The sequence below is a fragment of the Xanthobacter oligotrophicus genome, assembly GCF_008364685.1.
GTDB lineage: Bacteria > Pseudomonadota > Alphaproteobacteria > Rhizobiales > Xanthobacteraceae > Xanthobacter > Xanthobacter oligotrophicus.
Genome location: NZ_VTTL01000003.1, coordinates 268048 through 290470, shown reverse-complemented (window position 1 = coordinate 290470; position 22423 = coordinate 268048). Strand labels below are relative to the sequence as shown.

Here is a 22423-nt window from a genome sequence, read left to right as displayed (position 1 = left end):
CATGCGCCCCTCTCGCAGCAAGCGAGCGGTGCTGACGGGTGTGGTTGCCGCCATGGTGGCAACCATCCGCTGCCTGCCGCGGCAGTTCACCGTTCATTCCGTCGCGCGCCCTGCTGCCGGCGGGAAGGCCGCTGTCGCGGCGGGCGTGCGGCGCCTCCTGCAAGCCTTGCTGATTATGGTCGGCGCACTGGCTTTCGCCGGCGACGCGCTGGCCCATGCCTCGCTGGTCCACTCCGAGCCCGCCGACGGCGCCATGGTGGCGCGCGAACCCCGGGCTTTCGTGCTCACCTTCAGCGAGCCCATATCCCCGCTGGTGCTGCGTCTCGTCGGGCCGGATGGCGCGGCCGTCACCCTCGACCGCTTCGTGCAGTGGGGCGCGACGCTCGATGTGGAGGCGCCCGCAGGCCTGCCGAACGGCACCCATGTGCTGGCGTGGCGCGTGGTCTCGGACGATGGCCATCCGGTGGGCGGCGCGGTGGTCTTCTCCATCGGAGCGCCCAGCCCCGGCGTCTCCGCCGCCGCCGTGGATGTCATCGACTGGCCGGTGCGCATGGCCATCTGGCTCGCGAGGTTCACCCTCTATGCCGGGCTGTTCGTGGGTGTTGGCGGGGCCTTCTTCGCCAACTGGATCGGCGCCCCGTCGCGATTGGCGACGCGCCTCGGCGCAGGGGTGATCGTCGCCGGCCTTGTGGCCGTGCCGCTCTCGGTCGGGGTCCAGGGGCTCGATGCCCTCGGCGCGACACTGCGAAACCTGCCCGAGCCGGTGGTATGGCGGGCGGGCTTCTCGACCAGCTACGGTGTGACCGCGCAACTGGCGCTGCTGGCTCTCGCCTTGGGGCTGGGCGCCTTCGGGCTGAAGGGTATCGCGGGCAAGCTCCTGTCTCTCGCCGCGCTGCTCCTGGCGGGATGCGCGCTCGCCGCCAGCGGCCATGCCAGCGCAGCGCACCCGCAAGGGTTGACCCGGCCGGCCGTGTTCCTGCACGCCGTGGGGATCGCGGTCTGGGCCGGGGCGCTCATTCCCCTGGGCGCCGCGTTCGCGTCGCGATCGCCCGATGCGGCAGCGGCCCTGCGTTGCTTCTCGGTCCTTGCGCCGTTCGCGGTGCTGCCCCTGGTCGCGGCGGGCCTGATGCTGGCGGTCATCCAACTGGGCAGCCTCGATGCGCTCTGGACCACAGCTTATGGCGCGGTGCTGCTGGTGAAGGCGGGTTTGCTCGTTCCGCTGTTCGCCCTGGCGGTCGTCAACCGGGTCAGGCTGACGGCCCCTGCCGAGCGGGGAGAGGCGACGGCGATCGCGCGCCTGCGCCGGTCCATCCGCGCCGAGATCGTCCTCATTTTCGCGATCTTCGCGGTGGCGGCGGTGTGGCGCTTCACGCCGCCGCCCCGCGTGCTGGCGGTGATCGCGGCGGAGCCGGCCTCGGTGCATATCCACACGGGCGCGGCCATGGCGGACCTGTCCATCGCGCCGGGCCGTGCCGGTCCGGTCAGCGCCTCCATCGTCGTCCTGACGGGGGAGTTCGGCCCGCTCGACGCCAAGGGGGTGACGCTCATCCTGTCCAATCCCGCGGCCGGCATCGGGCCGATCCGGCGCCCGGCGACGAAGCCGGGAGACGGCACCTGGCGCGTCGATGACATCACCCTTCCCCAAGGCGGCCGCTGGTCCGTCGGCATCGAGATCCTCGGCCCGGATGGCGCGCCCAGCGCGCTGAGCGGCGAGATCGAGATCCGCCCCTGAACCCTCAAGGGCAGGCCTTTGGAACGCCTGCGTAGTGGGCGTTTCTCGGCGATCAGGCTTGACAGGAACCGCCGATTATCCGCTGCTGCACCTGCACATGGTTTTCCATCGGCGTACGGCGACGCGCTCCGATGGATCTGGGAATGGGGAAGGGCCTGACCGCCCGAAGCCCCGACCGCCCCCGCGACTGTGAGCGGCGAGTGGCCTTCCACGATGCCACTGGACCCATGCCTTTCGAGGCGGGTCTGGGAAGGCGGATGGTTGCGACGACCCGCAAGTCAGGAGACCGACCATGGGCATGTGTTCACCCTCACGCCGTCGGGTGAGACGGCAATGGAGCTTTCAATGCATATCGAACCTGGCCTTGTGGACAGCGGAAAGATCTGGCTGAGCTATGTGACGGCCGCCGGTGCCGGCGGCTACACGCTGAAGCTCGCCTTCGAGGCCGTGCGCGAGCGCGGCGCCGTGTCCCTGCTGACGCGCAGCGCCGTGGCCACCGCCCTCGTCTTCTCCTTCTTCGAGGTGCTGCCGCATTATCCGGTGGGTGTCTCCGAAGTGCACCTCATCCTGGGCTCCACCCTGTTCCTCATTCTGGGGGCTGCGCCCGCCGCCTTCGGCCTTGCCCTCGGCCTGCTGGTCCAGGGCCTGTTCTTCGCGCCCTTCGACCTGCCGCAGTTCGGCATGAACGTGACCACCCTGCTGGTTCCGCTGTTCGCGCTGACGGCGCTGGCGCCCAAGGTCATCGCGCCGAACACGCCCTATGTGGACCTGAAGTATCGCCAGGCTCTCGCGCTCTCCACCACCTACCAGGCCGGCATCGTCGCCTGGGTGGCGTTCTGGGCCTTCTACGGCCAGGGCTTCACTGCCGAGAATGCCGCCTCCATCGGCTCCTTCGGCGGCGCCTACCTGCTGGTCATCATCGTCGAGCCGCTGGTGGATCTCGCCGTGCTCGCGGCGGCCAAGGCGCTTAGTGGCCTGAAGGGCAGCCCGCTGTTCGAGCGCCGGCTCTTCAACGCCGCCTGATCGGCTTTCCATCCCATGAGGCGGCGGCATCCCCTAGGGTGCCGCCGTTCCTTTTTTGGCACGGACCGCCGCCCGAATGCTGCTCGGCCGCGCAGATCGCGTGGAGAAGCGCCATGCTCGAAGCGGGAAGATCATTTCCCGTAAACTTGCGTGTATTGAAGATGCTCCAGCCGTCGCCGCGCTCGACCGGCCGACCTTCGCCAGAACAGCCGGGCGCTGTTGAACCGTCCGGCCTCCCGAACGTCTGGTGCCATCCTCGAGATCTTCGCCGCCGGCGGCCCATCGGTCGCGGTTCGCGGCGTTTCCTTTTGGCAGGTGGCATGTTAGACCTTCCCGTGGGGGAAGGGATCTGATGATCAGGCGGCGCAGACAGGCATGGGGGATCGGCTGGATCGCTGCGTTCGCGGCGGCCTATGCCCTTGTCTTCCAGATCGTCCTGACCAGCGCCCTGATGGCCTCGGTCTCGCTTGCCGGCGCTGATGCCATCACGGCGTTCTGCCACTCCGACGCGTCGTCGGACGCGCAATCGGATGACGGCGGCGCCGCGAAATCCATCGTCCACTGCCCGCTCTGCCTGTCCCGCACCGATGTGGCGGTTCTGCCGCCGCCGGTGATGACGGCGGTGATCGATCGCGTTGCCATCGAACTGCACTTCCAGGCGATCCTGCGCAGTTCGCTTCAGGGCCAGTCCGTCGCCCTCCCGTTCCAGCCCCGCGCGCCGCCGGCCCAGGCCTAGGACCGCCGCGCGCCCGCCGCGCGTACCACCAACACCCTCCTTTATCGCCGAGACGTCGGAAGACGTTTGCGCGCGTGCGGCTCGTCGCAGCCGGCGCAGCGCACGTCCTGCCGTCGGCAGCCTGGACCGTCCCATGCCGATTCAATCCCGAAACACCCTGCGTCGCGCCTTGCATCTGACAAGCGCGCTGGTGCGGCCCTCGCTTGCCATCCTGTGCATGGCGCCGCTCCTGACCTCCGGCGCGCGTGCGCAGAGCGCGGTGGAACTGCCCACCGTGGTGGTCCGCTCCGACACCCCGTCCACCACGGCGGGAGGCGCATCCGACGGTCCGTTCACCCCGGCCGACACCGCGACCATATCGGGCGCACAGGCCCAGGGCGCGACCCTCTCGACCAGCGATTCGGGTTCGCTCATCAGCCGGATTCCGGGTGGCGCGGCCTGGGGCGCCGGCGGCGTGTCGAGCCTGCCGGCCGTCAACGGCATGGGGGCGGACCGGGTGCAGGTCTCCATCAACGGCATGCTGTTCGGCCTCGCCTGCCCGAACGAGATGAATCCGCCCCTGTCCTTCGTCAACCCGGCGATGATCGCCGGCGCGCGGGTCTACATGGGGACCGCGCCGGTGAGCGTCGGCGGCGACTACACGGGCGCGAAGGTGGATGTGTCCGTCGCCCCGGCACAGTTCACGCCCGGGCAGGCGCTGACCACCCACGGCAGCGTCTCCGGCTTCTACCGCAGCAACGGCGACGGCTATGGCGTCGATGCCAACGTCACCGTGTCCAACGAGGACACCAGCGTCACCTACACCGGTGGCTGGGCGCGGGCGAGCGACTATACGGCGGGCGATGGCACCACCATCAAGTCCACCATGTATGAGACGCAGAACCATGCCCTGAGCGTCTCGAAGAAGTTGCAGGACCAGCTGTTCACTTTCCAGATCGGCGGGCAGTTCATTCCCTCGGAGGGTTACGTCAACCAGTACATGGACCTGGTGGAGAACAAGAGCATCTTCGGCAATGCCCGCTACGAGGGGCTGTTCGACTGGGGCAAGCTGGAGGCGACCGTGTTCGCCAATCGCGTGCGGCACACTATGGGCTTCATCGAGCCGGACAAGAGCGGCGACATGCCCATGGAGACGCGCAGCACTGATCTCGGCTATGCCGTGAAGGGGACGTTCGGGGTGTCGGCCCACGATGTCATCCGCCTCGGCAACGAGCTCTACTACAACAACCTCGACGACTGGTGGCCCCCGGTGGAGGGCTCCATGATGATGGGGCCGGACACCTTCATCACCATCAACAACGGCCAGCGGCTCCGCCTCGGCACCTTCGGCGAGTGGGAGCGCCACATCGATGACAAGTGGACCGCGGTGTTCGGCCTGCGCAACGACATCGTCTGGATGAATACCGGAGACGTACAGGGCTACAACGAAATGATGTACGGGCAGAACGCCGCGCTCTTCAATGCGCAGGACCATGCCCGCACCGATTTCAATGTGGATGCCTCCGCGATCCTGCGCTACGAGGCCAATGAGTCCAGCCTCTACGAGCTGGGCCTTGCCCGCAAGACGCGCTCGCCGAACTTCTACGAGCGCTACGCCTGGTCCACCAACGCTATGGCCATGAGCATGATCGGCTGGTTCGGCGACGGCAACGGCTATGTGGGCAATCTGGATCTGGTGCCGGAGGCGGCGCACACGGTGAGCTTCACCGCCACCTGGCACGACCCGGCGAAGAAGGTGTGGGAGCTGCGGGTCTCGCCCTATTACAGCTATGTGCTGGACTATATCGACGCCGACCGCTGCGCCCTGTCCACCTGCCCCAACCTGCCCGGCAACCTGACCACCACCAACAATTTCGTCTATCTGCAGTTCGCCAACCACGACGCCTGGCTCTACGGCGTCAACATCGACGGCAAGCTGGCGCTGTGGGACGACGCAACCTACGGCAAGGGCGCGTTTCGCGGCAGCCTGAACTTCGTGCAGGGCCAGAGGACCGATGGCGTCAATCTCTACCACATGATGCCGCTGAACGGCGTCGTGGCCATCGACCATAGCCTCGGCCACTGGTCTTCCAGCCTCGAGCTCCAGCTGGTGTCGTCGAAGACGCTGGTGAGCCAGGTGCGCAACGAGCTTGAGACCTCGGCCTATGCCCTGCTCAACTTCCGCACCAGCTACGAGCTGGACATGGTGAAGGTGGATTTCGGCGTCGATAACATCTTCGACACCAATTATGACCTGCCGCTGGGCGGGGCGAACCTGGTGAACTACCAGGTGGCCAGCATGATGGGATCGTCGGCTGCGTGGGGCTACCCGGTGGCCGGTATGGGCCGCTCCTTCAACACCCGGGTCACGGTGAAGTTCTGAAGGATCGAAGGTGACAAGCGGTCGGGCGGCGCCTCGCCATGCGCATGGGAAGGTGCCGCTACGTCCATGTGAGAACGGGTCCCGGCGGCCTTGGTTCAGTCTCTTTTTCTGCGCATTCCGACGGGTGTGTTGAATGAAAGGGAGGCGGCCATGAAATTGACGCGGCGTGAAGCGGCATTCGGCGGGCTGGGACTATTGGCTTCGGTGGGGGTGCCTTCGGCCGCCTTGGCCTGGGACGGGCTCGTCTCGGACCTCGTCGAGGGCGTCGAGGACTTCAAGATCGCCTCCGACGCCTATGTTTACGGCTATCCCCTGGTCACGATGGAGATGACCCGGCGGGTCTTCACCAATGTCGCAAAGCCGGAAGGCACCCGGGCGCCCATGGGGCAGCTCATCAAGCTGCGCTCCTACCCGGATGCCACGTTCCGCGACGTGACCGCGCCGAATGCAGATACGCTCTACACCACGTCCTTCTTCGATGTGGGCGCCGAGCCCTGGGTGCTGAGCGTCCCCGACATGAAGGACCGCTATTTCCTTCTGCCCCTGCTCAGCGGATGGACCGACGTGTTCGAGGTTCCCGGAAAGCGCACCACCGGGACCGGGCCGCAGACCTACCTGATCTCCGGGCCGAACTGGAGCGGGCCGGTACCGGCGGGGATGAAGCAGCTCAAGTCACCGACCAGCCTGGTGTGGCTGCTGGGGCGCATCTACTGCTCCGGCACGCCCGAGGACTACGCTGCGGTGCATGCGCTGCAGGACCAGTTCAAGCTTTATCCGCTCAGCGCCGGCAAGGACTGGACACCGCCCGAGGGCAAGGTGGACCCCGCCATCGACATGAAGACGGCGGTCCGCGAGCAGGTGAACAAGCTCACTGCCACCGAGTATTTTACGTTGCTCGCAGAGCTGATGAAGCAGAATCCTCCGGCGCCGAAGGATGCCCCCGCCCTTGAGCGCTTCGCGAAGATCGGGCTCGTGCCGGGCAAGAGCTTCGACGGCAAGGCAATCGACGCCCGGTGGGAAAAGCGGCTGCCGCAGGTCTCGTTCGATCGCATCATGATGCACTTCAAGTTCAGCGATGGCGACATCCAGCTCATCAATGGCTGGGGCTTCTCGACGAAGACCGGCCTCTACGGCACCAACTACATCCAGCGCGCGCTCATTACCGCCATCGGTCTTGGCGCCAACCGCCCGCAGGACGCGGTCTATCCCACGTCGCTGAAGCCGGCGGCCGGAGGGTCCTACGAGGGCTCGAACAGGTATGTGATGCGCTTTGCCAAGGGGCAACTGCCCCCGGTGAAGGGATTCTGGTCGTTGACCATGTATGACGAGGATTATTTCTTCGTCGCCAATCCCATCAACCGCTACTCCATGAGCGTTCGCACCAATCCGAAGCTGGAGAAGGACGGCTCCCTGGTCATCTACATCCAGAATGAGTCCCCGGGCGCGGACAAGGAGGCGAACTGGCTGCCGGCGCCCAAGGGCAAGTTCCTCCTCATGCTCCGCCTCTATTGGCCGGACGAGAAGAAGCCTTCCATCCTCGACGGGTCATGGGTGATCCCGGCGGTCACCAAGGTGGGTTAAGCACCGAGGTGCAGCACGAGGGGCGATTGAGGCTTGCCGATTTCGCCCCTCGACGGATGCTCGGGCTTGATCAAAAGCCCGCGCGTCAAGCGCGAGGGCCTTTGATCTCAATCCGGTGCGTCGGCGGTCGTCCTGCCGGAGCCCGCCACGGTCATGGCCAGAGCGGCGGACGCCATCAGCGCCGCCGCTAGCACCACCGGCAGGGCCTGGCCCAGCCCGCCCAGGGCGCCCGAGATCACCGACGAAATCCCCCACCCCATGGCCGCCGCCGATCCGACCATGCCCAGGATCCAGCCCTGCCGCTCCGCCGGCACGCGATCCGACAGCATGGTGACGATGGAGGGGTAGGCGATGTTGACCGTGATGCCGGCGATGAGCGCCGCCGCATAGGCCTGATAGGCCGAACCCAGCAGAAGGCACAGCACCATGCTCGCCGCATTCAGGGCGAGCCCGGCCACGGCGAGGCTGCGCATCCCGAAGCGCTCGGACAGGGCCGGCTGCACCAGTCCGTTGGAGATGCAGAACCCGATCCCCATGATGGACATGAAGGCGCCCACCTGGTGCAGGCTCAGCTGCAGGCCGGGCGCGGCCATCAGATAGACCGAGACGAAGACGAAGAAGCTGCCCCACGCCACCTGCATCAGCAGGAAGCCGCCGAGGATGCCGCGCACCGTCTTGTCGCCCGCCGCCTCCCGGAAACAGCGCACGCCTTCAAAGAGGGAGATGGTGGACCAGTCGACCTTGCGCCCGGGCTTGTCCTCCTCCCGGTAGCCGGTCCACAGCAGCAAGAGGGCGATGAGCGTCAGCGCCGTGCACAGGTGCAGCGGCGCGGAGAAGGAGATGGTGGACAGACTGGACGCCACCACGGGGCCGAGCACGAAGCCGAGTGAGGAGAACAGCATGCTGTAGCTCAGCAGCCGGGCCTTGTTGCTGCCCGTATCCACCAGTGCCGCCTGCGCCGTGGGCTGGGCGGCGGCGGTGGCGCCGCCGATGAGCCGGCCGAGGAACAGCAGAGGCAGCAGGTGCAGGTCGATGGCGAGTCCGGCCAGAAGATTGCCGAGCAGCACGCCGGCCCCGCACAACAGCAGCACCGGCCGCCGGCCCCACTGGTCCGACAGCCGCCCCAGCACCGGCGCCATGTACAGCATCAGGAAGACGTAGGTCGCCACCAGCAGCCCGCTGACGAAATTGCGCAGCGGCAACGACGCATCCGGCAGGAACACCAGCGTCGCCGGATCAATCAGCAGCGGGCCGAGCAGCGGGATGATGACGGTCGCGCTGATGGAATCCACCAGGATCAGCAGATAGAGCGCGATCATGCCGGCGCGGCGACCGGGTCGTGGAGGCGCGCTTTCAGGCTTTCCCGCATCCGGTCGGCAAGGCCGCGGATCGTCTCTTCCCTGTAGTTGACGGACGAGTACTGAAACCGCACCAGCAGCTTGCCCTCATGGATGACGGCGACGAGATACAGCCAGAAGTCCGCCGGGTTGTCGGCGAAGGCGTGGTTCTTCAGGTACAAAAGCTCGTCTTCCGGCTTCTCGAACATCGCGCCGTGGAAACTGGCATCCCAGGTCTCGCCGAAGAAATTGTACAGGATCTTCACCTGGTCCTGCACCGCCAGCTCCGCCCCACGCGGATGATAGGCGCGCAGCGCGCCATGGGCGATGCCGTGCCGGGGCATGGCGTGCAGCTGCCCGGCCACGTCCGTGAGGCCGCCCGACAGCACGATGGGCGTGTGGGTGGTGAACCAGCCGCAGATGCGGGTGGGGTCCACCCCCTCCACCACGGCCTCGCGCCCGTGGCCCACCACATGCAGCATCAGGCGATCCTGGCCAGAGGCTTCCACCAGGGCGGCGGCGACACGCTCGTAAGGGTTATACGGCGTCTCCTCCAGCATCACGCTCTGGAAGGTGACGATGTCCCGCTGCCGGGCGCCGGGCTGGTCGCTGTCGGGGGTGAAGGTCGGGCCCTGCTGCTCGAGCCAGTAGGGGAATTGCGCCTCCGCCTCGGGGGTCGCGGCGTAGCTTATGAGGCCTTCCACCCACGCCTTGTACGTGCCGCCCGCCGGCGCCAGCGGCTGGCCCAGATAGGCGCGCTGCAGGTCCGTCACCACCGCGCCCCAGGAGAGGCCATCGGTCACCAGATGGTGCCAGATGGCACTTCCGGCATAAATCGATCACGGTCCCGGTTTGAGCGCAGAGGACGGCAGCGTAACCTATTGCCTACTGACGTTCTTACCGGCGGGCCGCGCCCGACTTACCATCGTCAGGAGATCCAGGACACGGTCGAGCCGCCGTTGGTCATCGCGACCGGAATGATGTTCGGCTTGCCGAACCGCTCGGCGAACAAGGAGTGCAGACCGGCGTCGGCGAGAAACAACACGAAGCCCCCGCCCCCGGCGCCGAGGAGCTTGCCACCCCACGCGCCAAGCGCCTTCCCGGCCAGATAAAGTTCGTCAATGGCCGAATTGCTCACCGTTTCGCCGAGTTGGCGTTTCAGCTTCCAGCCGTGGTCGAGCAGTTCGGCGAATCGCACGATCGCCGCGCGGTCGTCGCCCTCCTCTTCCAGAACCCTGGCGCCGACGGCGGTCATTTCGTACATTTCGCGGAGATAGGCCTGGTTTGCGCCGGACTTCGTGCGACTCTCCTGCGCGGCGACCGCAGCCGACGCGCTGCGCGCCGCGCCGGTATAGACCAGCAGAAGCGAGGCGTTGAGGCGATTGTGCCGCGTCGTCGTGAGCCGCAGCGGCTGGATTGAGATCGAATCGCCGGAAAACTCATAGCGCGCGAGACCGCCGAAGGCGGCGTGGACCTGATCCTGAACCCCGACATTTTCGTGCAGGATGTCCTGCTCCATGCGAATCGCTTGCCGAGCGAGCTCATAACGCGTTAGTTCGATCCCGAGCATCCGGTTCAGCAGGTTGATGAAGCCGACCGTGAAAGCCGAGGAGCTGCCAAGCCCGGTGCCGCCGGGCAGGTCGGACATGGTCGCGATATTGAGAGGCTCTGTCCATTCATAAAGCTTCAGGCATTCCCGAATGACCGGATGCCTGATGTCCTCGACCCGGTTGACGCTTTCCGTCGCGCGATAGGTGACGCGAAACTTCTGCTCGGAAAAGGGCGCGAGCGGCAGGGCCTGGATATAGATATGTTTGTCGATCGTGCCGCCGAGCACTGCGCCCGGCTGGTCCCGGAAATAAGAGGGATAATCCGTTCCGCCGCCCAGGAAACTCGCCCGCAAGGGCGTTCTGCTGACCCACATGAAATTATCCTAACTTTCAATCTCTTGACGCAGTAATTCCAGAAGCGACCCGCCCTCGTAGCGCAGGCCGCGGACGCCAACCGCCTCGGCCGCGGCGACGTCATGAGGCGAATCACCAATCAGCAGGCTGCGGCTGACATCGACCGGCCAGGCGGCGATCAGATCGGCCAGCATGCCGCCGCCCGGCTTGCGACGCGGGCAGGCCTTTGCGTAGCGCTCAACCGTGCCCTCGATGTGGTGCGGGCACCATTCGATCGCGTCGATATGCGCGCCGATGGCGAAAAGATCGGCCTGCATGGCGCGATGGAACTCAAGGATCGCGGATTCGGGGTACAATCCGCGCGCGACGCCGGCCTGGTTGGTCACCACGAAGACATAATAGCCCGCCCCATTGGCCAGAGCGATCGCCTCGCGGGCCTCGGGCGTCCAGTGAAGGTCCTCAATTCTCGAGGTATAGCCCATGTCCTCGTTCAGCGTTCCGTCGCGATCGAGGAAAAGCGCGGGACGGGTCCGCACGGCCGGCAGCTCCGTCTGGGCGCGAGCATAGCTTTCAGGCACGCCGATATCGACGAAATAGCTCCCCTCGACGGCCTCGACGGCGCCGACCCGGCCCGCCGCGACCAGCGGCGGCAGGATGTCGGTTTCCAGCGAAGGCGTCTTGTCCGCCGAGATCCCCGCGACGATCTCGCGGCTCACGACATAAACTCCGGCGTTGATCAGGCCGGGGCGGCCCGATGACGCGGCGTCCTTTTCCCGAAAAGCCAACACCCGGCCGCCCGAGCTTTCAACTGCGCCGAAACGGCCAGCGTCGGGAACCCGTTGCAGAAGCATCTGGGCGGCGAGCGCCCCACCGTTCCCCGCCCAGGCAGCGGCGAAACGGGTCAGATCGGCCTCGATCCAGGAATCGCCGTTCATCAGCAGAAAGGCGGACGCAAGCTCCGCGGCCGCGAAGCGCAGCGCGCCCCCTGTTCCGAGCGGCGCCGGCTCGATGAGGACCCGCACACGCGCCCCATACATGTCGCGGCCGTTATAGCGCCCGGCGATCTGCTCGCCGAAACGTCCGGCGAGCAGCAGTATGTCGGTGAAGCCGAAGCGCGCCGCCTCCTGGATGAGGATGTCGAGAAAAGGCGCGCCCGCCACCGGCAGGAGCGGCTTGGGCGTTGTCGCCGTCAGCTCGCCGAGCCGTGTGCCGAGCCCCCCGCAAAGAATTACGGCCTGGGAGAGCACAGCGCCGCCTCGGTCAGAGCGCAAATCAGGTGACCAATCGCAATATGCGCTTCCTGGATATGATTGGTTTTGTCGTGGGGCGCAGCAATCAGAAGATCGCTCAGCGCGGCCATCCTGCCGCCGCTCTGGCCGGTGAGGCCGATCGTCTTGACGCCAAGCTCGCGCGCCGTCAGGAAGGCGTCAACCACATTGCCGCTATTGCCGCTGGTCGACATGCCGAAGAGCACGTCGCCCGCTTTCGCGAGGCCACGCAACTGGCGGGAAAAAACCTTGTCAAAGCCGTAATCGTTGCCGATCGCGGTCAAGGCGGATGTGTCCACGGTCAGGGAAAGCGCCGCCAACGGATTGCGGTCGATCAGGAACCGCCCCATCAATTCGGCCGCCAGATGCTGAGCGTCGGCCGCCGATCCACCATTGCCGCAGAAAATCACTTTGTTCCCGGCCGACAAGGCCTCGACCCACATGTCTGCGGCCGCCTCGATTTGCGGCGCGAGCGCCCCGAGCCCTTCAATGAGGCGCGCTATCTCGGCCAGATAGCTGAGGATATGATCCCTTTGTGTCATGGATTCCCTCTGCGCTGAATTGGCGCCGTTTCAATATTCGCGATCCAGGGTTGTCAACCGGGACAGAAGAACTGCTGACCCAACACCCAGCGCCAGTCACGATCGATTCAGTGGGCCATTTCGGAGACAGAGGTCTTCGCCTTTTGGAGTAATTGCTCACCTTCGCAAGCGGGCTGCTGCAAAAGCTGGCCTGACTAAACCAGTTAGAAATTTTCTATGTTCGTCTGGCTCCAACCGTTTTGGGTTTGAGCGCCTCGAACACGTGCACGGTTCGCTGCTCAATATGCCCTGGAACGGCTATCTCATGGATCGACAATGCCATTCCGGCGTCTGCGATCTTCGCTTTCAAGTCAGCGCCGAAGTCCGTGAATACGAGCGCCCCTTCCGCGCGAACAGGGTCGCCATGATATTCCGGCGGCAGAACGTGCTCGACGAGGCCGTCACGAATCCGAGCGCGCGTAACGCTCGTTTCAAGATGTGGGGCCTGCGGAACGGTGAAAATGTGAGCCCCGCCGGGTCGCAGGACGCGTGCAACCTCGGCGAAGCCTCGATCAGGATCGGACACATGTTCGAACACATCCTGACTGACGACGAGGTCGAAGCTTTCGTTGGCAAAGGTCAGGCAGGTCGTGTCTTCACAGCGCACGCCCGAAGAATCGGTCTGGCCGCGCGGAACGTCCTCGAAATATTCGGAGCAAACGAAACGCGGGCTTTTCACAAAAGCATCGTGGATCGCGCCGACAAAGCCAATCTCGTAAACGTCAAGGTTCGGATTCTTGTCGATGAGTTCAACGAGCGATTGCTCTCCCTCGCGCCCGAAACGCTTCAGGATAACCTGCCCAAGCGCCTCCGAACGCGTGAGAGCAAAACAGTTCCGACAGATGAATTCTTCGCGGTAGTTGCACTCCGCCGGCAGGACAAGAACGTGACTAGAGCCGCAAACCGCGCAACGTGGTGTGCGAAAAACGGCGTTGATCACCTTGCGCGCGGACTCGCGCGAGTAACGATGGCGGATAAGGGCTGCGCCGGCCTCGGAAAGCTCGGCGCAATGTTGCGAATCGCCGAGCAAGCGCAGCACGGCCTCGGCAAGATCGGCGGCGTTGTCGGCGACAAGGGCTTCCCTTCCCGACGTTATGCCGATGCCTTCCGCGCCAACCGGCGTAGCGACAACCGGAACGCCCTGGCGCAAAGCGTCAACAACCTTGCCCTTGACCCCGCCGCCATACCGCAGGGCAGCCAATGTTACCCGCGCCCGATCGTAATATGGCGCGAGAGACGGAACCTGGCCCGTAACGACGATTCGCTCGTTTGCAAGGTTACGGACTTCCGGCGGTGGGCCGTAGCCGACCAGAACGAGTTTGGTCTGCGGAGACCTCGCCCAAACGAGAGGCATGATTTCGTTGGCAATAAAAAGCGCGGCGTCGACGTTAGGAACGTGCGGAAAGCCGCCCACGAAAATGACATCGCAGCACGTTTCGAAATGCATCCGATCACGGGCGCGTATGTCCGCCTCGTCATAATAGTATGGAAGCAATACCTTCACGTCCGCGCCGGAAACAAGAGTGGCGATTATTTCCGCCTCGTCTTGACTTGGCGAAAGAATGCAATCCACGCTGGCGAATATACCGCACTCCTGTGCCCTGATCCGATTCGCTTGTTTATGGCAATCCCTGTCGCCCTTAAGCGCCGCTTCGCGTTGAAGACGCAAATGGTGAAGGTCATGCGTGTAATAGGATATTCGCGCTGTCGTATGACTGCGCACCAAGGGAATGAGCTTCTCCGCTATTTCAGGCCTGGCAAGCAAGACTTCACGAACGTGCCGACCATGCCTGATGAGCCAGTCCTCCACAGTCGTCGGCGCGCGAATGATTTCCACTCCCAAGCGTTCGAGAGCTTCCGCCGACGAGCCGGTCGCCTGTCCGCCCATGGGCGCGAAAACAACGCGCCAGCCACCTCGCGCCAGCATGGACAAGTACTGACTCATTGTCACGTCGCCGGCATGACGGTCAGGTCGCGGAATCCCTGCATCGACCACGAGCACGACCGGACCCGCGCTGAAATCCTGACGCATTTCAAACGGATCGCCGGTATCATAGGGTTGTTTTCCTAAAATCTGAGCAAACCGATCGCAAAATTTTCGATGGTTAATCCCTGAGAGCCGGTCCCGCTGTTCCGCGCCATAGGACGCGCTGCCCAGATGCACCACGCGGCTGCGCGGTTCGTAAATGGTTTTGAACCCGAGCTGGCGCGCGCGGAACGCAAAGTCGAACTCTTCATAAAAGGCAGGAACATAGAGCGAGTCCAGTCCGCCCATTCGCGCGAAAACCGCTGAACGTGTCACGAAACATGCACCCGTCACACAATCGGTATGTCTGCGATACGTATACGCGCCGTCATTTGCGTCACAGTTTCGGCCGATCGGATAGCCCCAGCCGTTGGAAAGGATGCGCCAACCAGCGTCCTGAATGGTGCCGTCGACATTCAAGAGCATGCACCCCGCCAGCGCGGCGTCAGGCGTTTCCTCCAAGGCTTCAACGAGAGCGGCCAGCCACCCTGGCGAGACGATCGTATCGCTGTTAAGGAAGCAGAGGAACTCGCCCCGTGCGGCTTTGGCGCCTCGATTGCAGGTCAAAAGAAAGCCTAGGTTCTCTTCGTTGTCGATCTTAACCAAGCCGCCACTTGCGGGAAGAGCCCAGTTTACCGGAACCGACGGGCAATCATCGACAATGATGACTTCGAACGACGGTCCGCTAGATTGATGCGCGGCAAGCGAACGCAAGCACATCTCGAGGTCTGCGAGGTTGCGATACGCAGGTATAATGACCGAAACTTTGGGATTCTCGACGGCAGGAAAATCAATCGCGGTGTTCCCGTATCGTGAAAGGAAGGCTTCGCGCAGGTCCACATGACGCACCGCAGGAAGCGCGGGTTTGGAACCGCGTGACATCACCAATGGAATTGCCAGCGGCGACGCCTTTTCTCGCTCAGTCGTTCGCGACGCAACAACCAGGGCCGCAAGCATTTTCTTGTATCGTCGTGGACTGCGCTTTTGGGCGGACCGTTTGAAACGTTCGGACGCGTGCGGCGAGAAGGGTGTACTGGCGAAGGCAAGCGACTTGAGTAGAAGATATTGAGCCCATGCCATGCCTGGCCTCCATGGGTGTCGGAACGCCTTATCCAGGTCCTGCGCGACGCGAAACCGCTCTTCCGCTTCCGCCGTCAAGGCACGGTCGGCGTCGGCCAGCTTGGCCAAGGTGGCGGCGTGGGCGGTGCATTCCGCCGTCAAGGCACGGTCGGCGTCGGCCAGCTTGGCCAAGATCGATTGCTGATCAAAAAGCGCAATTCCATTGTTCGCGGCGTCGGCGAAGCTGGCGAGGACATCCTTCGCAAGCTGGCGATCACCGCCGATTTGCTGCGAATCAAGCAGCGCCGCGTCGAACAGATACCGCGTCCGCACAGCGAATGGCGCCGCGGCGAGAATTGGAAAAAGCAGCGGCTTGCGCAGCCTGGGTCTTATCGCGGTCTCGTAAGTTTGCCTGCCTTCGGCGACATTATCGACAAAAAAGGTTCCAATATTGACGGACGCGCTGAAATCGCGCCATTTGAACGGCACATCGACGTAGCCGGAGTCGAAATAGCAGAACGGCACGCCATAGGCGCAGGCGACGATGGCGGCATGGAGCGAGCCCGCGAGCACGAAATCGGACGTGGCGATCTCGTCCAATAAAATCTTGAGCGCGGTGGGGGACCTGTCGATGGCCGGCCGAACGATCACATCGGCGCCGGTTAGTTTCTGCAACTGATCGTCGGTGGCGCTTTCGTGGAAATGGGGCGCGCAAATGCTCTTGCCCGCGGTCCGCTGCGCGTGCTGCGGTCGGTGCAGGAGGGGCAGAAGCAATCCCGGATCGCCCATCACCGTTGTTTCGGGAAGCTTGAGCGCCGCGCGCGTCAGGGGGCCGCGGACGCCGCAAAAGATGCTTCGCGCTAGCGTTTCGGGTTGAAGCGGCGTCTCATCGCGCATACCGCAGCACCAGAACACGATCCGTCCATGTTCCCAACTGCCGAGCTTCGAAAGGTCATCGTGGACGATCCAATCGGAGATCGCGCTCCCCAACAGCCGGTAGCCATCGGCGGGGATGCGCATTCCTCTGGCCAAGTTCGACCAAAGAAAATCGGTCAGGTAATCGCCAAAATTCTGACGCTCCTGGTCCTGAAGCCACCAAATCAGGCGCGGTTCTTCCGTCTCTTTTCCAAACTGGGCATTCAAATTAGGAGCGCTTTTCTGAACTTCACTCAACCCCTCCACCTCGCCGATCCTTCTTGGACAGACACTTACACCATACTGGACGCAGTTGAATAAGGCGTTGAGAGGAACGACAACAGCGGTTCTCTGTCGGTAAACGCCGGATCGCATTGATGCAGAATACGTTCTCGAACGCCTTATCCGAGGCGACATCCGAACACATACCGCCCCCTGCGACAAGGCGCAAGACGTTGGCGATCGGCGTCAGACAGCCCGTTGGCAGGCCGAGGACGCTCCGCCCGTTTCGCCTGTTCGAGCCGGCGCTGTGCCAGGGTCGCGTCGTCGGCCTTTTTGAGAAGGCTGCGCGCCCGATGCTCGAATTCCTCCCTGACCCGCCCCTTGGGCAAAAGGCCGCCGATCTGCGACAAGGTCTCGCTCATGCCGTGGCGCGCAGCTTCCATGACATCGGCTCGGCGCGCGCCACGCCATGTCGATCGCCGCGCCGCTCGGGCGTGCCGCCTGACGCGCGCCGATCCAGAAAGCTCCCGCGCTGCGGATTGACCGCCGGCGCCGCCCGCTATCGGTCACACTCGATCTTGCTGCGGCGTTTCGTGCGAAATCGCGGATGCATCTGTCGCCCGTTCCGCAGCGAACGCCTGCCTTCCCTTCTCGGCCCAGAGCGCTCGCGCATGTTCTCCTTGCTCGCGTTGGAGCTTGTCGGCCATCCAAAGCAGCGCGCCGTAGATCATAGTGCGATCATCGCCGGTCAGGTCCACGACCCCGGCCTTGACGACGAGCCCGCCGAGTTCGATCAGATGCCGGGTGCGCTTGCGGCGCTCGACCTGCCATGTGCGCATGTCATGCCGCGCCAGCACCGCCTGATGCCGGTTGCGCGCCGCCCGGTTGCGCTGGAGGGCCGCCAGCGTCGCGCCCAGATGTCGAAGCAGATCGCCGCGAACGGATTTGGAAAAACGTGGCACCGCGCTTCGCCCATGCCTCCCTCTTCCCGGCGTCCTTGGTTTCAGTCAGCACGACCAGCGCGCCCGCCAGTTCGTCGGCGGTCAGCGCGTCGGCTCCGGTCGAGATCACCAACTCGCCGAGTTGCTGCACCTTGCGATTCTTCAAGTCTCGCGCCTTGTCCTCAAGCGCCTTCAGTTCCGCATCGAAGTCTCTCAGTTTGCGCATCATCATCTCCATGGGTTGTCAGTGGAGCGATGATAGTTTCGCAGCGACCGAAATGCTGTAAGGTTGCCGGGACGGCCTGGAACGGCGCGGATCATCCCGAGAAATTCATTTCGAGGGCGCGCTTATACGTCGTTCCGACGTGCGCTTGAGGGCAGTATCTGGTCGGTCGCCATGGCGATCTACCATTTCTCCGTTCAGGTCATCGGACGCGCGGCGGGGCGCAGCGCGGTCGCTGCCGCCTCCTACCGCTCGGCCTCACGGCTGCGCGACGACCGGCTGGGCCGCGATCAGGACTTTTCCGCCAAGCGCGGCGTCGTCCATTCCGAGGTCATGTTGCCGGAGCGAGCGCCGGAGGAATGGAACGACCGCGAAAAGCTTTGGAACGATGTCGAGGCGTTCGAGAAGCGGAAGGACGCGCAGCTTTGCCGCGAGGTGGAGTTCGCCATTCCGCGCGAGATGACGGAGCGCCAAGGCATCGAACTGGCCCGCGACTTCGTGCAGGCCGAGTTCGTCGATCGGGGCATGATCGCCGACCTCAATGTGCATTGGGACATCGGCGCGGACGGGCTGCCCAAGCCTCACGCCCATGTCATGCTCACCATGCGGTCAGTGGACGAGAATGGTTTCGGTCCGAAGGCGAGGGACTGGAACCGCACCGAGCTGGTGGAGCGTTGGCGCGAACGCTGGGCCGATCACGTCAACGAGCGCCTGGCCGAACTCGATATCGACGCGCGGATCGACCATCGCAGCCTTGAGGCGCAGGGCATCGGCCTTGAGCCGCAAACCAAGATCGGCGCACCCGCGCAGCGCATCGAGGCCGCCGGGCTTGAAGCCGACCGGGCCGAGGATCACCGGCGCATCGCCCGTGAGAACGGCGACCACATCATCACCGATCCTAACCTGGCGCTGGACGCGATCACGCACCAGCAATCGACGTTTACGAGCCGCGACATGGCGATGTTCGCGCACCGGCACAGCGACGGGATCGAACAGTTCAACCAGGTGATGGGCGCGATGCGCAGTGCGCCCGATCTTGTCGAACTCGGCAAGGACGATGCCGGGCAGGACCGCTTCACCACCCGCGACATGATCGAGACCGAACAGCGCCTGCACCGCGCCGCCGCGATGATGGCCGAGCGCGAACGCCATGAGGTGAACGACAGGGACCACGAAGCCGCATTGGCCCGCGCCGAACAGCGCGGCCTTGTCCTGTCCGGCGAGCAGGCCGACGCGCTGGCGCATGTCACGAATGGGCGCGGTCTGGGTGTTGTCGTCGGCTATGCCGGAACGGGGAAAAGCGCGATGCTGGGTGTGGCGCGCGAAGCCTGGGAAGCGGCGGGCTACGAGGTCCGGGGCGTGGCGCTCTCCGGTATCGCGGCCGAGAATCTGGAAGTCGGATCGGGCATCGCGTCCCGCACCATCGCCAGCATGGAGCATGGTTGGGCGCAGGGCCGCGACATGCTCACGTCCCGCGACGTACTGGTGATCGACGAGGCGGGCATGGTCGGCACGCGGCAGTTGGAGCGCGTGCTGTCCCATGCCGCCGACGCTGGCGCGAAGGTTGTGTTGGTCGGCGATCCGCAGCAGTTGCAATCCATCGAGGCGGGCGCGGCGTTCCGTTCGATCTTTGAGCGCCACGGCGGCGCGGAGATCAGCGAGGTGCGCCGCCAGCGCGAGGACTGGCAACGGGACACCACGCGCGACCTGGCAACCGACAGAACTGCCGATGCGATCCATGCTTACGAACGCAACGGCATGGTGCATTCCGCCGAAACCCGCGCACAGGCGCGCGGCGAGTTGATCGACCGTTGGGACCGTGACCGGCAGGCCAGCCCCGACACCTCCCGCATCATCTTGACCCACACCAATGCGGAGGTGCGCGCCCTTAACGAGGCCGCGCGCGACCGGATGCGAGCGGCGGGCGATCTTGGCGCAGACGTGCATGTCGCCGCCGAACGTGGCGCACGGACCTTCGCACCCGGCGACCGCGTGATGTTCCTGCAAAACGAGCGCGGCCTTGGCGTGAAGAATGGCACGCTCGGGACCATCGAGCAGGTCAGCCCGCAATCCATGACCGCCCGTACCGACGACGGCCGATCCGTTGCCTTCGACCTGAAGGACTACAACAAGATCGACCACGGCTATGCCGCCACCATCCACAAGGCGCAGGGCATGACCGTGGATCGCACCCATGTCCTGGCGACGCCGGGCATGGACGCCCACGGCAGCTATGTCGCCCTCTCGCGCCACCGCGACGGCATGGACCTGCATTACGGGCGCGACGACTTCGCCAGTCAGGACAAACTCATCAACACCCTGTCGCGCGACCGGGCCAAGGACATGGCGAGCGATTACGAACCTGCCCGCGACTACGCCGAGCGGCGCGGCATCACCTTCCGCGAACGGGTGGAACGGGTTATCGAGATCGTTCGCCAGGTTCCCGAAAAGGTCCGCGGCATCTTCGACGGGCTGCGCCTGCCCGCCGAGGGCGGACAGGGGCCGGAAAGGAAGGTGGAGGAAGGCCCGGAGGCGACGTTGCGCCGCGCCCGTGGCCGGGCGCTCGTCCGCCATGCCCGCGCCGTCGATGCGATCTTCGCGGCGCAGGAGCAGGGCGGCAAGGCCAGCCCTGATCAGGTCAGGGAATTGCAGGAGGCGCGCCAGCGGTTCGATGAGGTGCGCCCCTACGGCTCGCACGACGCCGAAGCCGCCTACAAGAAAAACCCGGAGCTTGCGGCGGAGGCGGCGTCCGGCGACGCCCGGCGCGCGATCCGCGCCCTGCAACTGGAAACCGAGCTGCGCACCGATCCCGGCCTGCGTGCCGACCGTTTCGTGGAGCGCTGGCAAAATCTCCATAGGGCCAGCGACCAGCGATATGCGGCGGGCGACTATGCCGGTCACAGGGCCGCGCGGGCGGAAATGGGGAATATGGCGCACAGCCTCGAACGCGACCCGCAGATGGAGTCCCTTCTGGCGGGCCGCAAGCGGGAACTCGGCATCTCATTCGATTCGGGAATGGGCGTCGGCCGCGACCTCACCCTCACGTTCGGGCTTGGCCGGGGCCGGGGTCTCGGGCTGTAGAACCGTCCTATTTACCGCCGCCTCTTCGCCACACCCTACGACGACTAACTATCTATTGCACAACAGCAATTCCTTGCCTTTGCCTGTCCTGGCAGTTCCCAGAAACAGCCAGCAGGAGGCATCGCGGCCATGCGCCAGCCAGACCGTATCATCCGCTTGAACACCGTCCGTGACCGCACAGGCCTGTCCCGGTCCACCATCTACCGCAAGATCGCCGAGGGCACGTTCCCGCCCCAGATCAGGATCAGCGTCAACGGCGCGGGCTGGCGGGAATCCGACATCGACCGATGGGTCGCCGATCCCGTGGCGTGGCGACCAGAGGAAGGCGGCGGCAATGGCTGATGACGGAAAGCGCTCCGGCGGAGAGAGACCCGCCAATGACAACCACCCGCCCGGTGGACGGGACGGGCGCGAAACCGATGCCTGCGAGCGGCTGGATGCGGTGGTGCTGACCATCGCCCGCCTGATCGGCAGGCGGATGGCGCGCGAGGATTTCGAGAAGGCCATGCGCGCCGCCAATGACAACGCGCCGCCGGCCCGAGACGAGTCGGACGAAGAGGACATATGACGCGGCGCGCAAAATGTCTTGACAATGTCCGGCGCTCTGGCAGGATGCGCTCAGGAGACAATGTCATGACAACACGCATCACCCGCACCGAAAAGCTCGATCTCCGCCTGACGGCCGAGGCCAAGCATACACTGACCATCGCCGCGCAGGCGCAGCGCCGTTCGTTGAGTGAGTTCGTGCTTGAAAGCGCCCTTGGTCGGGCTGAGGAAGCCCTTGCCGACCGTCGCGTTTTCCAGCTTCCGCCCGAGAAATGGGAAGCCTTCATCGCCGCGCTGGACGCACCGCCGCGCGATCTGCCGCGTCTGCGCAAACTGCTGAACGAGCCGGGCGTCTTTTCGGACGATAAGCGCGCGTGACGGGCTTTCGGATCGAAAAGCTGCATCGCCGTCATGCCGTCGAGGCATTCAATTGCGGCGAGGACGCGCTGAATCGCTTTCTGGTCCGCTTCGCCCTTCCGAACCAGATGGCGAACGCCTCGCAAACCTATGTCGGTCTTGCAGATGACGACGCCATCGTGGGGTTTTATACGCTCGTTGTCGGCGAGGTTCGTTACGAGGGCGCGCCGGAGCGGCTGACCAGGGGCTTGGCCCGGCATCCCGTGCCGGTCATGCTGCTGGCCCGGCTCGGTGTCAGCGCGGCGTGGCAGGGAAAGAGGATCGGCGCGGGACTGCTGCGCGACGCCGTTCTGCGCACGCTGCAAGTGGCCGACATTGCCGGTGTCCGCGCGCTCGTTGTTCACGCCAAGAACGATGTGGCGCGTTCGTTCTATGAGCGGTTCGACTTCCAGCCGTCCCCAACCGATCCGCTGCATCTGTTCGCGCTCATCAAGGATTTGAGGAACCTCTAGACAGGGAAGTTACCGCC

Annotated in this window: 18 protein-coding genes and 1 riboswitch; of the genes, 10 read left to right on the top strand and 8 right to left on the bottom strand. The window is 64.7% G+C overall.

Annotated features, from left to right (window positions below; genetic code table 11):
- The first annotated feature begins 52 nt into the window (after positions 1-52).
- The 5 genes from FZ033_RS06250 (at position 53) to FZ033_RS06230 (ending at position 7434) form a co-directional block, all read left to right on the top strand.
- The gene (locus FZ033_RS06250) at positions 53-1732 is read left to right on the top strand and encodes a copper resistance CopC/CopD family protein (RefSeq protein ID WP_232847350.1); all 1680 of its coding nucleotides are present in this window, start codon (positions 53-55) and stop codon (positions 1730-1732) included.
- An 81-nt stretch (positions 1733-1813) separates the two neighbouring features.
- Positions 1814-2041: riboswitch (cobalamin riboswitch) on the top strand.
- Between the two features lie 36 nt (positions 2042-2077).
- On the top strand, positions 2078-2755 hold the full coding sequence (locus FZ033_RS06245) for an energy-coupling factor ABC transporter permease (protein WP_149575281.1): 678 nt from the start codon (positions 2078-2080) through the stop codon (positions 2753-2755).
- 352 nt (positions 2756-3107) lie between these two features.
- A complete protein-coding gene (locus tag FZ033_RS06240; RefSeq protein WP_149575280.1) occupies positions 3108-3491 on the top strand; it encodes a DUF2946 domain-containing protein in 384 nt (127 codons plus the stop codon).
- A gap of 133 nt (positions 3492-3624) precedes the next feature.
- Positions 3625-5853, top strand: a complete 2229-nt coding sequence (locus FZ033_RS06235) for a TonB-dependent receptor (protein WP_149575279.1) — start codon at positions 3625-3627, stop codon at positions 5851-5853.
- 150 nt (positions 5854-6003) lie between these two features.
- Positions 6004-7434 (top strand): DUF1254 domain-containing protein, encoded by a 1431-nt coding sequence (locus FZ033_RS06230; protein WP_149575278.1) that lies wholly within the window; start codon positions 6004-6006, stop codon positions 7432-7434.
- 107 nt (positions 7435-7541) lie between these two features.
- Here the strand turns inward: FZ033_RS06230 and FZ033_RS06225 are convergent, their stop codons facing one another.
- The 8 genes from FZ033_RS06225 to FZ033_RS06190 form a co-directional block, all read right to left on the bottom strand.
- Positions 7542-8753: an MFS transporter gene (locus FZ033_RS06225; protein ID WP_149575277.1), complete on the bottom strand. Its 1212-nt coding sequence runs from the start codon at positions 8751-8753 to the stop codon at positions 7542-7544.
- Positions 8750-9574: a condensation domain-containing protein gene (locus tag FZ033_RS06220; RefSeq protein WP_149575276.1), complete on the bottom strand. Its 825-nt coding sequence runs from the start codon at positions 9572-9574 to the stop codon at positions 8750-8752. Before FZ033_RS06220 ends, FZ033_RS06225 begins: the two co-directional genes overlap by 4 nt.
- 125 nt (positions 9575-9699) lie before the next feature.
- Positions 9700-10695 (bottom strand): GHMP family kinase ATP-binding protein, encoded by a 996-nt coding sequence (locus FZ033_RS06215; RefSeq protein WP_149575275.1) that lies wholly within the window; start codon positions 10693-10695, stop codon positions 9700-9702.
- Positions 10696-10704: 9 nt separating this feature from the next.
- On the bottom strand, positions 10705-11922 hold the full coding sequence (locus FZ033_RS06210) for an HAD-IIIA family hydrolase (RefSeq protein WP_149575274.1): 1218 nt from the start codon (positions 11920-11922) through the stop codon (positions 10705-10707).
- Positions 11904-12485 (bottom strand): D-sedoheptulose-7-phosphate isomerase, encoded by a 582-nt coding sequence (locus FZ033_RS06205; RefSeq protein ID WP_149575273.1) that lies wholly within the window; start codon positions 12483-12485, stop codon positions 11904-11906. Before FZ033_RS06205 ends, FZ033_RS06210 begins: the two co-directional genes overlap by 19 nt.
- Before the next feature lie 214 nt (positions 12486-12699).
- Positions 12700-16782: a glycosyltransferase gene (locus FZ033_RS06200; RefSeq protein WP_188079338.1), complete on the bottom strand. Its 4083-nt coding sequence runs from the start codon at positions 16780-16782 to the stop codon at positions 12700-12702.
- 530 nt (positions 16783-17312) lie between these two features.
- Positions 17313-17585, bottom strand: a complete 273-nt coding sequence (locus FZ033_RS06195) for a conjugal transfer protein TraD (protein ID WP_149575271.1) — start codon at positions 17583-17585, stop codon at positions 17313-17315.
- 1 nt (position 17586) lies between these two features.
- A complete protein-coding gene (locus tag FZ033_RS06190) occupies positions 17587-17913 on the bottom strand; it encodes a conjugal transfer protein TraD (protein WP_188079359.1) in 327 nt (108 codons plus the stop codon).
- A gap of 171 nt (positions 17914-18084) precedes the next feature.
- Between FZ033_RS06190 and traA the strand changes: the two genes are divergently transcribed.
- From traA to FZ033_RS06165, 5 genes are all read left to right on the top strand, one after another.
- A complete protein-coding gene (traA, locus tag FZ033_RS06185) occupies positions 18085-20991 on the top strand; it encodes a Ti-type conjugative transfer relaxase TraA (RefSeq protein ID WP_149575269.1) in 2907 nt (968 codons plus the stop codon).
- Between the two features lie 129 nt (positions 20992-21120).
- On the top strand, positions 21121-21333 hold the full coding sequence (locus tag FZ033_RS06180) for a helix-turn-helix transcriptional regulator (RefSeq protein WP_149575268.1): 213 nt from the start codon (positions 21121-21123) through the stop codon (positions 21331-21333).
- Positions 21326-21559: a hypothetical protein gene (locus tag FZ033_RS06175; protein WP_149575267.1), complete on the top strand. Its 234-nt coding sequence runs from the start codon at positions 21326-21328 to the stop codon at positions 21557-21559. Before FZ033_RS06180 ends, FZ033_RS06175 begins: the two co-directional genes overlap by 8 nt.
- Before the next feature lie 65 nt (positions 21560-21624).
- Entirely contained in the window at positions 21625-21915 is a 291-nt protein-coding gene (locus FZ033_RS06170) for a type II toxin-antitoxin system TacA family antitoxin (protein ID WP_149575266.1), read from the top strand.
- Positions 21912-22406, top strand: coding sequence for a GNAT family N-acetyltransferase (locus FZ033_RS06165; protein WP_149575265.1), 495 nt, complete (start codon positions 21912-21914; stop codon positions 22404-22406). The genes FZ033_RS06170 and FZ033_RS06165 overlap by 4 nt, the downstream gene beginning before the upstream one ends.
- Positions 22407-22423: the final 17 nt, after the last annotated feature.

Bases quoted from the DNA above. Each gene is read 5' to 3' on its own strand.
- FZ033_RS06245 (WP_149575281.1), top strand. From the start codon at position 2,078: ATGCATATCGAACCTGGCCTTGTGGACAGCGGAAAGATCTGGCTGAGC.
- FZ033_RS06170 (WP_149575266.1), top strand. From the start codon at position 21,625: ATGACAACACGCATCACCCGCACCGAAAAGCTCGATCTCCGCCTGACG.
- FZ033_RS06250 (WP_232847350.1), top strand. From the start codon at position 53: ATGGTGGCAACCATCCGCTGCCTGCCGCGGCAGTTCACCGTTCATTCC.
- FZ033_RS06215 (WP_149575275.1), bottom strand. From the start codon at position 10,695: ATGTGGGTCAGCAGAACGCCCTTGCGGGCGAGTTTCCTGGGCGGCGGA.
- traA (WP_149575269.1), top strand. From the start codon at position 18,085: ATGGCGATCTACCATTTCTCCGTTCAGGTCATCGGACGCGCGGCGGGG.
- FZ033_RS06205 (WP_149575273.1), bottom strand. From the start codon at position 12,485: ATGACACAAAGGGATCATATCCTCAGCTATCTGGCCGAGATAGCGCGC.
- FZ033_RS06235 (WP_149575279.1), top strand. From the start codon at position 3,625: ATGCCGATTCAATCCCGAAACACCCTGCGTCGCGCCTTGCATCTGACA.
- FZ033_RS06175 (WP_149575267.1), top strand. From the start codon at position 21,326: ATGGCTGATGACGGAAAGCGCTCCGGCGGAGAGAGACCCGCCAATGAC.
- FZ033_RS06240 (WP_149575280.1), top strand. From the start codon at position 3,108: ATGATCAGGCGGCGCAGACAGGCATGGGGGATCGGCTGGATCGCTGCG.
- FZ033_RS06180 (WP_149575268.1), top strand. From the start codon at position 21,121: ATGCGCCAGCCAGACCGTATCATCCGCTTGAACACCGTCCGTGACCGC.
- FZ033_RS06195 (WP_149575271.1), bottom strand. From the start codon at position 17,585: ATGCGCACATGGCAGGTCGAGCGCCGCAAGCGCACCCGGCATCTGATC.
- FZ033_RS06225 (WP_149575277.1), bottom strand. From the start codon at position 8,753: ATGATCGCGCTCTATCTGCTGATCCTGGTGGATTCCATCAGCGCGACC.
- FZ033_RS06230 (WP_149575278.1), top strand. From the start codon at position 6,004: ATGAAATTGACGCGGCGTGAAGCGGCATTCGGCGGGCTGGGACTATTG.
- FZ033_RS06190 (WP_188079359.1), bottom strand. From the start codon at position 17,913: ATGCGCAAACTGAGAGACTTCGATGCGGAACTGAAGGCGCTTGAGGAC.